Source organism: Mesorhizobium sp. M1078 (genome assembly GCF_040318615.1).
In the GTDB taxonomy this organism is placed as follows: Bacteria; Pseudomonadota; Alphaproteobacteria; order Rhizobiales; family Rhizobiaceae; genus Mesorhizobium.
In genome coordinates, this window is record NZ_JAMYMP010000005.1 from 100348 (window position 1) to 113281 (window position 12934).

16 protein-coding genes are annotated in these 12934 nt (G+C 63.4%); 10 read left to right on the forward strand and 6 right to left on the reverse strand.

Annotated elements, in window-relative coordinates; all coding sequences use genetic code 11:
* Window positions 1–76 precede the first annotated feature (76 nt).
* The 3 genes from NKH38_RS09565 to NKH38_RS09575 all read left to right on the forward strand — a co-directional run bounded on the left by NKH38_RS09565 (window position 77) and on the right by NKH38_RS09575 (window position 2836).
* Entirely contained in the window at window positions 77–1279 is a 1203-nt protein-coding gene (locus NKH38_RS09565; RefSeq protein ID WP_352759659.1) for a flavin-containing monooxygenase, read from the forward strand.
* Window positions 1280–1673: 394 nt separating this feature from the next.
* Window positions 1674–2159 carry a MarR family winged helix-turn-helix transcriptional regulator gene (locus NKH38_RS09570; protein WP_023714444.1) on the forward strand — a complete coding sequence of 162 codons (486 nt, stop codon included), beginning with the start codon at window positions 1674–1676 and terminating at the stop codon, window positions 2157–2159.
* Window positions 2156–2836, forward strand: coding sequence for a GNAT family N-acetyltransferase (locus tag NKH38_RS09575; protein WP_023687519.1), 681 nt, complete (start codon window positions 2156–2158; stop codon window positions 2834–2836). The genes NKH38_RS09570 and NKH38_RS09575 overlap by 4 nt, the downstream gene beginning before the upstream one ends.
* Window positions 2837–2915: 79 nt before the next feature.
* Here the strand turns inward: NKH38_RS09575 and NKH38_RS09580 are convergent, their stop codons facing one another.
* Window positions 2916–3140: a hypothetical protein gene (locus NKH38_RS09580; RefSeq protein WP_023687518.1), complete on the reverse strand. Its 225-nt coding sequence runs from the start codon at window positions 3138–3140 to the stop codon at window positions 2916–2918.
* 230 nt (window positions 3141–3370) lie between these two features.
* On the opposite strand from NKH38_RS09580, the gene NKH38_RS09585 reads away from it, so the two are divergent.
* Complete coding sequence (locus tag NKH38_RS09585; protein WP_023681268.1) at window positions 3371–3712, forward strand: hypothetical protein; 342 nt, start codon at window positions 3371–3373, stop codon at window positions 3710–3712.
* A 4-nt stretch (window positions 3713–3716) separates the two neighbouring features.
* Window positions 3717–4427, forward strand: a complete 711-nt coding sequence (locus tag NKH38_RS09590; protein WP_352759655.1) for a phosphatase PAP2 family protein — start codon at window positions 3717–3719, stop codon at window positions 4425–4427.
* Between the two features lie 16 nt (window positions 4428–4443).
* Here the strand turns inward: NKH38_RS09590 and NKH38_RS09595 are convergent, their stop codons facing one another.
* Window positions 4444–4635 carry a hypothetical protein gene (locus tag NKH38_RS09595; protein ID WP_155924000.1) on the reverse strand — a complete coding sequence of 64 codons (192 nt, stop codon included), beginning with the start codon at window positions 4633–4635 and terminating at the stop codon, window positions 4444–4446.
* Window positions 4636–4714: 79 nt separating this feature from the next.
* Here NKH38_RS09595 and NKH38_RS09600 point away from each other — a divergent pair, with 79 nt between their 5' ends.
* Together NKH38_RS09600 and NKH38_RS09605 are read left to right on the forward strand one after the other, a co-directional pair.
* Entirely contained in the window at window positions 4715–4984 is a 270-nt protein-coding gene (locus tag NKH38_RS09600; RefSeq protein WP_023687514.1) for a helix-turn-helix domain-containing protein, read from the forward strand.
* Window positions 4985–5063: 79 nt separating this feature from the next.
* On the forward strand, window positions 5064–6785 hold the full coding sequence (locus tag NKH38_RS09605; RefSeq protein WP_352759651.1) for a SulP family inorganic anion transporter: 1722 nt from the start codon (window positions 5064–5066) through the stop codon (window positions 6783–6785).
* A gap of 18 nt (window positions 6786–6803) precedes the next feature.
* On the opposite strand, the gene NKH38_RS09610 is transcribed toward NKH38_RS09605, so the two are convergent.
* Entirely contained in the window at window positions 6804–7664 is an 861-nt protein-coding gene (locus NKH38_RS09610; RefSeq protein ID WP_023714446.1) for an SMP-30/gluconolactonase/LRE family protein, read from the reverse strand.
* Window positions 7665–7779: 115 nt separating this feature from the next.
* Here NKH38_RS09610 and NKH38_RS09615 point away from each other — a divergent pair, with 115 nt between their 5' ends.
* Window positions 7780–8580 carry a helix-turn-helix domain-containing protein gene (locus NKH38_RS09615; protein ID WP_023714447.1) on the forward strand — a complete coding sequence of 267 codons (801 nt, stop codon included), beginning with the start codon at window positions 7780–7782 and terminating at the stop codon, window positions 8578–8580.
* A 116-nt stretch (window positions 8581–8696) separates the two neighbouring features.
* Window positions 8697–10073, forward strand: coding sequence for an adenylate/guanylate cyclase domain-containing protein (locus NKH38_RS09620; protein WP_023696065.1), 1377 nt, complete (start codon window positions 8697–8699; stop codon window positions 10071–10073).
* 142 nt (window positions 10074–10215) lie between these two features.
* Here NKH38_RS09620 and NKH38_RS09625 read toward each other — a convergent pair whose 3' ends face one another.
* Window positions 10216–10512 (reverse strand): YciI family protein, encoded by a 297-nt coding sequence (locus tag NKH38_RS09625; protein WP_023703852.1) that lies wholly within the window; start codon window positions 10510–10512, stop codon window positions 10216–10218.
* Window positions 10513–10576: 64 nt separating this feature from the next.
* A complete protein-coding gene (locus tag NKH38_RS09630) occupies window positions 10577–11404 on the reverse strand; it encodes an oxidoreductase (protein ID WP_023673282.1) in 828 nt (275 codons plus the stop codon).
* A 123-nt stretch (window positions 11405–11527) separates the two neighbouring features.
* On the opposite strand from NKH38_RS09630, the gene NKH38_RS09635 reads away from it, so the two are divergent.
* A complete protein-coding gene (locus NKH38_RS09635; protein ID WP_023728784.1) occupies window positions 11528–12118 on the forward strand; it encodes a TetR/AcrR family transcriptional regulator in 591 nt (196 codons plus the stop codon).
* A gap of 7 nt (window positions 12119–12125) precedes the next feature.
* On the opposite strand, the gene NKH38_RS09640 is transcribed toward NKH38_RS09635, so the two are convergent.
* Window positions 12126–12926, reverse strand: coding sequence for a C40 family peptidase (locus tag NKH38_RS09640; protein WP_023681276.1), 801 nt, complete (start codon window positions 12924–12926; stop codon window positions 12126–12128).
* Window positions 12927–12934 lie beyond the last annotated feature (8 nt).

Sequence of the window (12934 nt, forward strand, 5' to 3'; positions counted from 1 at the left end):
GTCGCATTGACGCGACCTCATTATCGATCATATCGCCCCTGTGCCATATGGAACGTGCCATATAGGACGGGTCCCCATGGCGCACCTGAAAGGAAATCTCGACCGAATGGCGGCTACGACAAGCGAAACGATGCCTATCGTCCTGGGGCCGAAAGGACTCGACGATACGGTTATCGTCATCGGCGCCGGAGCGGCGGGGCTGGCGGCCGCCGACGCGCTTGGCCGGCGCGGCGTGCGGGTCGTCGTGCTTGAAAAGGAGCCGCGGATCGCCGAACCGTGGCGACGGCGGCACGAGAAGCTGACCCTCAACACGCATCGCGCGCTGTCGGCCCTGCCCGGCCTTGCCTATCCGCCACGCACCGCCGCCTTTCCGAACAAGGATGCCATCGTCGGCTATCTCCAGGACTTTGCCCGCGCGCGCGGCATAAGGGTCGAATTCGGCACCGCCGTCGAGCGGATCGAACGCAGAGGCAATGGCTGGCTCGTCCATACGGGCCGGGAAACGCTGAGCGCCCGCAATGTCATCGTCGCCACCGGCCGCGACCGCTTGCCATGGACGCCGGACTGGCAAGGCAAGGCGACTTTCACTGGCAAACTTGTCCACGCCACCGATTTCGGCACAGCGCAGGACTATGTGGGCAAAAGCGTGCTGGTGGTCGGGGCCGGAAATTCCGGCTTCGACGTGCTCAACCACCTCGCCCGTGCCGACACCAAGGCCATCTGGTTGTCAGCCAGGCAGGGTCCGTCACTGATGCCGAAGCGGATCGGCAAGGTCGCGGTGGCGCGCTTCGGCGGTTTCATGGCGATGCTGCCGACTTGGATTGCCGATGCCGCGATTGCCGCGACGCAGCGGCTGGTGTTCGGCGACCTCACCCGCTTCGGCCTGCCGCCAGCGCCGAAGGGCGGCGCCAGCCGGCTCGGTGTCGAGCAGATCGCGATTGCCGTTGATGACGGCGCCGTCGCCGCGCTGAAGGCCGGACGGATTTCGGTGGTGGCGCCGGTGGCGGCTTTCGAAGGCGCTGGCGTGCGGCTGAACGACGGCACGGTGCTCGAGCCGGATGTGGTGATTGCGGCAACCGGCTATCGCACCGGCCTGGAGGCCATGCTGGGCGATCTCGGCGTGCTCGACGCTAAGGGCGTGCCGAAGGCCAATGGCGGCACCCCGAGCGGCCAGCCCGGCCTGTGGTTCATTGGCATGCGGCCAAGCCTGACCAGCTATTTTCACAGCGCCGGCCTGCAGGCCGAAGCGATTGCCCGTCAGATCGCCAAGGGGTTGTAGACGAGCGCTTCTGGACGGAGAACCACCGCACTTCGGGCTGCTGCTGTGGCGCGGACTGGTGGTTCAACGCATCTGCAAGACGGGATCGAATATCCTGGCGATTGGGCGAAACGCCATCCCGTCGTCATCCACGGGCGAAGCAAGGAGCGTAGCGACGCGGCGCAGACCCGAGGATCCATGCCGTGACTTCTGAGCTACGCTGCGTTGCAGGTTCTGCTCCGCTGCTTCCACGGCCAAGGCATGATCCCTGGGTCTCCGCGACGGAGCTTCGCTCCTGCTTCGCCCAAGGACGACGAAGTTGAGATGCTTGCGGCCAACTTCCAAAGCAGGCGCTTGAACTCGTTCATTGCATTATTATATAACATGTTATACTTATCCAGGAGACGGACCACCCATGGAAGACATCATTCGATCCCTTGGCTATCTCACCCTCGGCAGCAGGCTGAAGCGCATCGGCGAGCAGTTGCAGGCCGATACGCAGCGCATGCTCGATGGGCTGGAGGTGCCGGTGCAGTCCAGCCAGTATCCTCTGCTGGCCGCGCTCGACCGGCTTGGGCCGCTGCCTGTCGGCGAACTGGCCCAGTCACTGGGGATCACCCAGCCGGGGGTGACGCGCAGCGTGGCGCTGCTGGCCGAGTTGGGGCTGGTCGAGGCCGCGCCATCGGACGACGACCAGCGCCGCAGGATGATCTCGCTGACCGCGAACGGCCAGCGCCTGGTCGACAAGGCGAAGCGGAACGTTTGGCCGCGCATCGAGAACGCCGTTGCCGACTTGTGCAAAGGCCTTGCAGGGCCGCTTCTCGAACAACTCTCGGCAATGGAGGACGGCCTGGCGGCGGCCCCGCTCGATCGTCGTGTGAAGCAGGATGCTGCGCCATGAGCCATGTCCTCGATCGTCCGGTCTGGAGCGCGCTCGACACGCGGCATCGGATCTTTGCGTATGGCGACAGGCTCGCCAGGCGCTATCCCTCCTCGATCGTCCCCTTCGCGGCTTCCGGGGCAGACGGCGCTGAGAGCCTGCAGGCGCTCGCAAGCCTCATTCCTGCAGGTGAGAGCGTGTTCATGCTCCAGGCGGACCCCATTGCCTTGCCGCCGGAACTGACCGCGACCGTGACCGCCTTCGGCGTTCAGATGGTTGCCGAGGCGCCATTGCCTTCCGTGTCGGACGAGCGTGTGCAGCAGCTGACGCAGGACGACGCGGCCGAGATGCTTGCTTTGGCGTCACTGACCAAGCCCGGCCCGTTCACGCTCAAGGCGCTGAGCCTCGGCGAGTTCTGGGGCGTGAAGATCGGCGGCCGGCTGGCGGCGATGGCCGGCGAGCGCATGAAGCAGCCCGGCTACAGCGAACTCAGCGGCGTCTGCTCGCATCCCGAATTTCGCGGCAGCGGCCTCGGCCGGCTGCTGTCGGTGTTCGTGGCCAACCGAATTTTTGCGCGCGGCGAAATTCCCTACCTGCATGCCTATGCCAGCAATGCCGGCGCGGTCCGGTTGTACGAGTCCATCGGCTTCAGGCTGAGGGCAGAGATGAATGTGGCCGTCGTGCAGCGCGCCGGCTAGAGGCCTTTGTTTTTTACCCAATTCCGGACGGAAACCGCTTCACACTTTTCTGGAATTGCTCCAGGCCGCCTTGCAGGCCTCAGGCTGATTTCGGCTCCAACCGGCGGAAACCCACGGTTTCCATAAGCATATCTTCCTCGACCATGCCGGCATTGTGCAGCGCAAGCAGGTTCAGCGCGATCTCCCGCGCATCCGCGGAATCGGGATGCACGTCGCGCCTGCGGCAGGCTTCGTCGAACACGCGTTGCAGCCTGGCGATGTCGTCGGGTTTCAGCAGGCCACGGTCATAGACGGACTTTGGCATCGCAGTCTCCTCCAGAAGACGTAGGACGCCATGTTTAAAAGTCCATTCTTTTCTAATGCTTGAGCGCAGCTGCCTGGGTTTGCACGAATCCGACCGAGCGTGGCAGTCAGACCGCGATCGCGCTGCCATTCATTCAGCACCTCGGCCGTGGCCTGTTCCGCCGCAGTCTGCTTGACGTGCCGCCACGCTTGCGAAACAAGAGCTGCCACAAAGGACAGCGAGGCACAAAAGTGAGTTTCTGGGGACTGGCGCAGCTCGTCATTTCGACGGTGATCTTCCTGCTGGCGGCCATCGCGGCCAAGCAATGGGGGCTGGCGCCAAGCCTTGGCAAGATCGTGCTGACACTGGCGCTCTATACGGCGGGCAATCTGATGATGCTGCGGCTGGTTCGTGAGTTCGGCATGTCGGTGTCGTTCAGCCTGTCGGCGGTGATCCAGCTGGTGGCGGTCAATGTGGTGGCGCTGGTGTTCTTCGGCGAACGCGTCAACGCCTTGCAGGCGACCGGCATCGTGCTGGCCATCGCGGCGGTGGTGCTGATCTCGCTCGGGCCTTACCTGCAGGGGCGATTGTAGTCCGATGAAGACCCCGCGTGCGTTCACCAACTGGCTTGAATTTCCGGTGCTGCTGGCCGGGCTGGTGATAGCCGCCGGGCTGTGGGGCTTCGAGGAACTGATGGAGGTGGCGCGGGCCACCACGCCGCACGCTTTCGATACTGAGATCCTGCTCGCTTTCCGAAAAGTGGGTCAGCCGGATGTTCCCGTCGGCCCGGCATGGCTGGAAGGCGCGATGCGCGACATCACCAGCCTCGGCAGCTCCAGCGTGCTGGTGCTGATCGTAACGGCGGTGATCGTCTACCTCCTGCTGATCCGCAGGCCGAGGACGGCGCTGCTGATCTTTGTCGCGGTGGCCGGCGGGCAGCTGCTGTCGACCTTGCTCAAGGCCGGCGTCGACCGGCCGCGCCCCGATCTTGTCTCGCACCTGGCCAACGAGACGTCGCTGTCGTTTCCCAGCGGCCACGCCATGCTGTCGGCGGTGACCTATCTCACGCTGGGCTCGCTGGCAGCGCGCTTCCTGCCGGGACGAACGACGAAAATCTATGTCCTCAGCCTGGCGGTGCTGCTAACGCTGCTGGTCGGCGTCAGCCGCGTCTATCTCGGCGTCCACTGGCCTTCCGACGTGCTGGCGGGATGGTGCGCCGGCTTCACCTGGGCGACGCTGTGCTGGCTGGCGGCGCGAATGCTGCAGCGGAACAAGGCGGTGGCCGATGGCAACGAGCCCGAAGACTGACGATCCGGAGCGACATTCAAATCAGCCGGTTGATCAGCCCGTGTCCGCAGCCTGCCAGCAGAAAAACCGCCGACAGCAAGGCTGCCGACGTAGTCAAGGTCCTGAAAATCTTCAACGGATATTTCCCCGCCAATAAGAGCCAAGGCGGTAACGTAGCATGCTCATCCCGTATCCCGCCATCCGGCTTTGTGGAGAGATCATGTTTCATGTATGCTTTATGATGGTTGAAACATCACTATGATTGTATTACACGTCGTCTCCGCAGACTCAGACGGGGGTTCCGACCGATGATCACTGCCGCGCAGATGCGCGCCGCGAGGGCGCTGGCCGGCATCGATCAGAAGACACTCGCCGAGCGTGCCGGCGTTTCGCTTCCGACAATCCAGCGCATGGAAGCGAGTGACGGCGTGGTCAGGGGTGTGGTCGATACGCTGATGAAGGTTGTCCAGGCTCTCGACGAGGCCGGGGTGGAGCTCATCGGCGAGAACCAGACCAGCGAGCGCGGCGGCCGGGGCGTGCGCCTCAAGCCGGTCGCGCCGCCGAACCCGCAAGGCTGAGCCGGCATATAGTCGCGACGGCGACCGCCGACAGTCCTGCCGACGATCCCGCCGCCTTCACGCAAGCGGAAGGCAGTCCATGGATCAGATCCGGCGGGCAGTGCATCAACCGGCCCAGAAGTCGGCAAAGCCGACATTTTCAGAGCTGTTCACGCCCAAGCTGGTGACGGTCTGGCGCGAAGGTTACCGCCTGCCGCAGTTCCAGGCCGACTTCATGGCCGGGCTGACCGTCGCCATTGTCGCGTTGCCGCTGTCGATGGCGATTGCGATTGCTTCGGGCGTGACGCCGGAGCGCGGCCTGTTCACGGCCATTGTCGGCGGCTTCATCGTCTCGGCGCTTGGCGGCAGCCGCTTCCAGATCGGCGGCCCGGCCGGCGCCTTCATCGTGCTGGTGGCGGCGACGGTGCAGCGCGAAGGCGTCGACGGACTGCTGCTGGCGACGATGATGGCCGGCATCTTCCTGCTCGCCATCGGCTATCTCCGGCTCGGAACCTATATCAAATTCATCCCTTACCCGGTGACGGTCGGCTTCACCGCCGGCATCTCGATCATCATCTTCTCCGGCCAGATCGTCGAACTGTTCGGGCTGAGGCTTGCCGGGCCGGAGCCCGGGCCGCTGCTGCCGAAACTAATCGCGATCGGCCACGCGGCCGGCACGCTCAACATCTCGGCGACGCTGGTGGCGGCGTTGACCATCGCCACCATCGTGGGGGTGAAGCGCTGGCGGCCCGGCTGGCCGGGCATGCTGATCGCCGTCGGACTGGCCTCCCTTGTCGTGGCGCTGCTTTCGCTGCCGGCGGAAACGATCGGCACGCGCTATGGCGGCATTCCGCGCAGCCTGCCGTTGCCGGCACTGCCGGCACTCAACCTCGACAAGGCGCTTGCGGTGCTGCCGGATGCGGTGGCTTTTGCGCTGCTCGGTGCCATCGAATCGCTGCTCTCGGCCGTGGTCGCCGATGGCATGACCGGGCGGCGTCACCGTTCCAATTGCGAACTGGTGGCGCAAGGCTTTGCCAACATCGCGTCTGCCCTGTTCGGCGGCATCTGCACCACCGGCACCATCGCCCGCACCGCCACCAATGTGCGGGCCGGCGCGCATGGGCCGGTTTCCGGCATGCTGCATTCGCTTTTTCTGCTGGTCTTCATGCTGGTGGCCGCACCGCTGGCCAGCTACATCCCGCTTGCCGCCCTTGCCGGGGTGCTGGCGGTTGTCTGCTGGAACATGTTCGAGAAGCAGGCCTTCGCCACGTTGCTGCGCGCTTCGCGCGGCGACGCCCTGGTGCTGATGGCAACCTTCCTGATCGTCGTCTTCCGCGATCTCACCGAAGGCATCGTCGTCGGCTTCGCGCTAGGCTCGATCCTGTTCATCGACCGCATGGCCAAGTCGATCGCCGTGGAGGCGGATTTGCCGCTGGTGCAGGACGATGTCGCCGACAGCAGCGGCCGCGCCTACGATGCAAGCGAGGCAAGCGACGTCGAGACCGTCGTCTATCGCATCTCCGGCGCCTTCTTCTTCGGCGCCGCCTCGACTGTCGGCACGGTGCTCGACCGCATCGCCGACCAGCGCAAGAACTTCATCCTCGATTGCTCGGCGGTGCCGTTCTTCGATTCCACCGCGGCCAATGTCATCGAGGGCGCGGCGCACAAGGCGAAGCGCGCAGGGGTGCGTTTCATCATCGCCGGTGCCTCGCCGCAGACACGGCGCATGCTGATCAACCACGGCGTCAAGCGGCCGCTGGTGACCTTTGCCGCCTCGATCAAGGATTCGCGGGCGCAACTCAAAGCCGCGCCCGCTGGCTGAGCCGGCAAGTGTGCGCCGTCAGTCCAGGCTCAGCACCGCGATCTCGCCTTCGTTCATCAGCGGCACATAGATCACGGATTTGCCGTCGGTGCCGATGTCGGCGCTACCCGGCTTGAACTGCGCCACAGCCTCCGGCGTGCCGCCAACCTTGTAGCGATAGAGCCTGCCGGTCATGTAGGCGGTGGCGTAGATGCTGTCGCCGATGGCGACGACGCCATCAAGGTCGGCAAAGTTTTGTGCGCCAGGCAGCGGCGTCACGGCTTTCGTCGCGAGATCGACCGACAGCAGGCCCCCGGGCGCGGCAGTGCTGAAGTCCGGCTTGATGCCCTTGCCCCAGGACGCCACGATCAGCCGGTCGCGATCGGCAAAGATGCCGTTGGGTGCGGCGAGCTTCGCATCCTTCACGAAAAGTTCCGGCTTGTCGCCGTCAATGCGGTAGATCGCATCGGCAAGCATGTCGGTGACATAAACCTTGCCCGAACTGTCCGATGTCACGTCATTGAGGAAAACGGCGCCGGGCACATCGATGGTCGAGATGAGCTTGCCGCTGGCGAGATCGACGATGCGCACCTTGGTGATGTCGGCGACGTAGAGCTTGCCGCCGGAGATCGCCGAGCCCTTCGGTGCATCCATGCCGGCGGTCCAGTGCCGGCTAACGACCTTGCCGTCCAGCGATAGCACCGAGAGATAGCCGTTGCCGTCGGCTTCACCGGGATTGCCGACGATGTTGGAGACGATGATGCGGTGGTTGGCGGCATCGAACAGCGCCGATTCCGGTTGCTCGAAGCCCGAGGCGCGCCAGAGTTCGGCGGCCTCGGCCGCAGGCACGAGCGCGATAGCGAAGGCGGCGAGACAAATAGAGGGGATGAGGGTTTTCATGGCCAGGTCTCCTGTGATGGATGGCGGAGAGCTAGGAGTTTCGATACTTTTCCGGAAGGACGATTCGAGCTAGTATCGGAAACCGATACGAAATGGCGCAAAAGAGGTGCATTCCATGAACAGCCTGATCTTCGAGGCGCTGAAGCGGACGCTGAAGGCCAAGGGCGTCACCTATCGTGAGCTTGCCGGGCGGATGGGCGTTTCCGAGCCGACGGTCAAGCGCATCTTCCACGAGCGCAACTGCAAGCTCGACCGTCTCGTCGGGATCTGCGCTGCCGCCGGCGTCGAGCTGGAAAACGTGCTGGGGTCGATGAACCGGGGGCCGGGACCGGTCAACCGCATCGCGCCGGAGGTCGAGCGCAAGCTTGCCGGACGGCCGGCGTTGCTGTTCATCTTCGTCATGCTATCGGAGAAATTCACGCCCGAGGGCGTCATGCGCTCGCAGGGCTTGAGCGAAGCGTCGATGTTCCTCTACCTGCGCGATCTCGAAGCGCTCGGCCTCATTGCGCTGGGCAGCGGGCTGTCGGCACGGCTGCTGGTCGACACACCGATCCAGTGGAATTTCGAAGGGCCGCTCAGGCCGCTGTTCGAGATGACAAACAAGAATTTCATCGGCTGGGCGATCACCCATCTGGAGCGGGAAGCGACCTTCGTCTCTTTCTCCAGGCGGATGCGGCCGGAGACGGCGGAGATGGTGAAGCGCGAGGCGGAGGAACTGGCCGAGCGCGCCAAACTGCTCGCCCATCACGACCAGCACACGACGCCGGAAGACGGGCTGACCGGCTACAAATGGACGTTTGCTTTTGGCGCAACCCCGTTTCCGGCGATCATGCCGATCGGCCCGCACCCCAGGGATGCCGGTGCGTCCGACCGGCCCACCGCTCCGGCAAAGGGACGCCGCCCGTTGCCGGCTTGACGCGCCAGCCGCGTTTCAAAAACGAAACCATGATAGAGTTCGCGCGCTGATTTGCCAGACTGTACGGGGCGGGTTTGCCGAATGCGTGACCGTCCCCGCAAAATCGAAGTGATCCTATGCCGACCGCGCCAACACTTGAACTTCGCCGCTATTCGCGCCTGAAAAATTTGCGGGAGCGCGCAGAACGCCAGGGTGCTGCATTGCAGTTCTGGGCGCGCACGGCATCGCTCGCCGTGATCTCCTGCTTCTTTTCGTTGATCAGCCGCTGGGATGCCTCGCTGCTCTTCGTGCTCGCAGGCCTCGTGCTGTTCCAGCTCGTCGGCCTGATCCAGTTTCGCTTTGCGCGCCGTCGCAACGCGCCATGGTGGATCGGTTACCTCGTCGGTACGCTGGACATCATTCTGTTGACCGTTCTGCTGGTAACGCCCAACCCGTTTGCCCAAGAGGTCGCGCCGGCCGCGATGCAACTGCGCGAGGGCAGCTTCAAATTCCTGCTGATTTTCGTATGCCTTGGCGCGCTGACCCTTTCGACGCGATTGGCGCTCTATCTCGGCGCGCTCGCGGCCTTGACGTGGACGATCGGGGTGGGATGGGTGGTTTTTCATGCGGGAACCGTCATTCCGGCAACGAACCTCTATTCGCTGCCGATGACAGAGCGACTGAATCTCTATCTCAACCCCAATTTCGTCGATACGTTCGCGCAGGCGACCAATGTGTTGGTTGTCCTGATTATCGGCGCGATCATGGCGCTGGTCGTCTCCCGTTCCCGGCATCTGTCGGAAGACTATGTCAAGGCGGAGCGCGCCCGCGCCAATCTCGCCCGGCATTTTTCGCCCAATGTCGTCGACCAGCTCGCCACGGATGACGAGCCCTTCGGCCCGGTCCGCCGGCAGGATATCGCGGTGCTGTTCGCCGACATCGTCGGCTTCACACACTATTCCGAGGATCATCCGGCCGAAGCAGTGTTCGAACTTCTGCGTCAGTTCCACCGTCGCATGGAGCAGGTCGTTTTCGACCACCACGGCACCGTCGACAACTATATCGGCGATTGCATCATGGCGACCTTCGGGGTTCCGCAAGCCAGCCATGACGACGCGACCAGGGCCATCCAGTGCGCTGAAGCGATGATCGCCGCTCTCGAGGACTGGAATGTCCAGCGTGTGTCCAGGGGATATCCGCCGCTGGACGTCCGGATCGGTGCACAATATGGAGCAGTCGTCCTCGGCGCGGTCGGCAGCGAGCGCAATCTGTCCTTCGCGGTGGTGGGCGACACCGTCAACGTCGCCAGCCGTTTGCAGGCGCTCTGCCGTGAGCTTCAGGCGAATATTTGCTTTGGGTCACGACTGGTTGAGGCCGCGAAGGCGGAATCGCCCGCGACACAGTTGAATGCGCGCGATCATGGACCGGTTAGCATCCGCGGCCGGGACGAACCGGTCCATGTCTGGGTCGAACACAGAGCCGAAAACCAGGGCGCTATTGCGGTTTCGGCGTGATGCAGGCCGCCATGTGAGACGCCTGCACCTCGGCAGGATGGACGCCAGAAACCTCGACAGGATCGCGCCCGCCAGCGTGCGCAAAGCTGGCCCGTTCGAGAGCGACTTTCGCTGCCGCATCGATGCGGTTTGGTCGAAATGGTTAGCCGTGCGTTTTCAAATGCAGCATCGGATGGTGTTCGTAGTGCCCGGCGCCATTCTTCACGATCGGGTCCTCCGAGGTGATCGCCTCTATGTCCAGATCATCGGCAATCCGATAGAGCGACACCCCATAACCGCCAGCCGGGTCCATCACGGGGCCGTGCGCGACGATAAGCCTCTTTTCAAGCAGGTCATCCAGGAATGCTCCGTGCTGCTTCATCCACTCTTCCTCATCGGTGGTCATCGTTGCCAGAAAGTCGGAACGCGGCGGAATATATTTGCACAAATAGGACTTCATTCGTCGCTCCTCGGCGAAAGGAGGCTCGCCTGCCGGACTGGCCTGGCGATGCCGTGATTTTAGATCAATCGGCCACGCCCATCTGCTTGCGGAAGCTCTTGTCGAACATGTTTTCGGGCACGAAGCGCCGCATGAAGCGAAGACGGCCTGCCGTTTTGCCAGGCGTATAGCGCATGCTCGGCGTCTTTTCGGTGGCTGCCTGTACCACTTTGTCGGCCACGGCTTCCACCGGATCGCCGCTCGCGATTCTGTTGCGCCAGGTCGAATTCATGGCTGAGCGCCCCTGTTCGTAGACGCCGGAAATCCGGTCAGGCTGTTCGGCGTTCTCTTCCAGTCCGGTGCGGGTGAAGGCGGGCTCGACAAGGGAAACCCTGATGCCGAACGTTCGAAGTTCGTGATCGAGCGACTCGGAATATCCTTCGACTGCGTGTTTGGTGGCGGTGTAGAGGGCGGTGAATGGCCCCGGCAGGAAACCGGACACCGAACTGATGTTGATGATCCGGCCCTCGCCCTGTCTGCGCATGATGGGCAGCACTTCATTGGTCATGCGAACGATGCCGAAGACATTTATGTCGAACAGGCTTTGGGCTTGAGCGACCGATGATTCCTCGGCGCCGCCGATCAGGCTGCGGCCCGCATTGTTTACCAGTACGTCGATCCGGCCGGCGAGGGCGACAACTTGCTTGATGGCGTCTCTGACGGACCCATCATCGGTGACGTCGCAAGGGACCATGTGAATGCCCTGACGCACTTCGTTGGGCGCAGCTCGGCGGCTGGTGCCGAACACGCGATACCCCGCCCGGATGAGCGCAAGTCCGGCCGCATGCCCGATGCCACCCGAAGCGCCGGTGATCAGCGCGATCTTCTCGGCGCGCGACTGAACTTGTGTCATCTCAACTTTCCTGCGTAATGATTATGATCGTAATCATTGGGTGATAATGACCGCCATAATCATTGTCAAGCGCCTCCGCCACGTCTTATATGTCGATCATCATCAATAGGAGAGGATGCGGTCGTGAAGGTGAGCAAGGAGATGGTCGAGTTAAATCGAGAGCGGGTCATCGATACCGCCGCAAAGCTCTTCCGCGAACAAGGGATCGACGGGATCGGCATTGCCGATCTGATGAGCGCGGCCGGGCTTACCCACGGAGGCTTCTACCGACAATTCAAGTCGAAGGACGACCTCATCGTTCAGGCCATGCAGCGGGCCTTCAGTGACATGAGCGCCGATCTATCCGCCCGGCTCGCTTCGACCGATACTCCCTTTGAGACGCTCGTGCGCCACTACATCTCGGACCATCATCGCGACAATCCGGGGCACGGATGCAGCCTCACCGCACTGGCGGCCGATGCCGCCCGGCACGACGATCCAGCGCTTCGATCGTTCTTCGGAAGCATCGTCAGCAATTATATCGCGTTGATCATTTCACTCCTGCCTGGAAGCGACCCGGCCGCGAAGCGGAGTGCCGCGATCGCATTCCTAGCGGAAATGGTCGGATCGGTGATCCTCTCCCGCGTCGTGCCCGATCCGACGCTTTCCGCTGAGATCATCGACACTGTCTCGAATGATCTCATAGGGCGCCACTCGCCATCGGCGCCGGTTTGAATGGTTGCTATTCGGCGGCCTTCGCCTCAGCGGCCCTATCTTCCCAGGTCACCGCCCGGTAGTCGAAACCAAATTCCAGCGTCGGTTTCACGATGCGGAAGAAGGGCGACAGGTCGAAGTCGCGCGGCGTGTAGAGCGAGTGGTGGCGGATGTGCAGGATTTCGCGGCGCGAATAGTTCGACTGCGCCGAGGCGCGGCCGGGCGCGCGGGTGATCTCGGGCAGGATCGGGTAGCGGATCTCACCATAGGCTTCGGCGATCAGCGTCGAGCAAATGGCGCGCGTCGGATCGCCGGAACCGAAAGCCAGCATGCGGCGGCGCCAGCGCACCGGCACCGGTGGCGTCGGCAGGAAAAAGCGCAGCATGTCGAAGATGTTCTTGAGATCGTATTTCAGGCCGAGCTTGCCGATCATGAAGGCGACGACATGGTCGCGGTCTTCCGGCGCCAGCCCGCTCGCCCGGCAGATACGGGTGTTGTAGGTGCGGTAGCGCGACAGCGGCACGGCGACACAGCCTTCGCCGAGCGTGACTTCGATCAGCCGACGCCGTTCCGATCCGTCCTCCGGTTCGGACAACGCATCGCCGATATAGAAGGCCGCATGCGACCAGGTCGACTGTGTCAGGTATTTGATGGCCGCGGAGATCTTCTGGTTGCCTTCGATGAGCAGGATGTCGCCGGGTTCGAGCGTGCGCCGCAACGTCTCGGCGTCGGACGGCGTGTAGGGCTCATAGCCCGAGGATTCGTCCTGCAGCCGGCCGGCAAGCCAGCGGCCAAGTCGGTCGAGAAGCGTGTCGCGCGGCGCGGTCATGGTAAAGT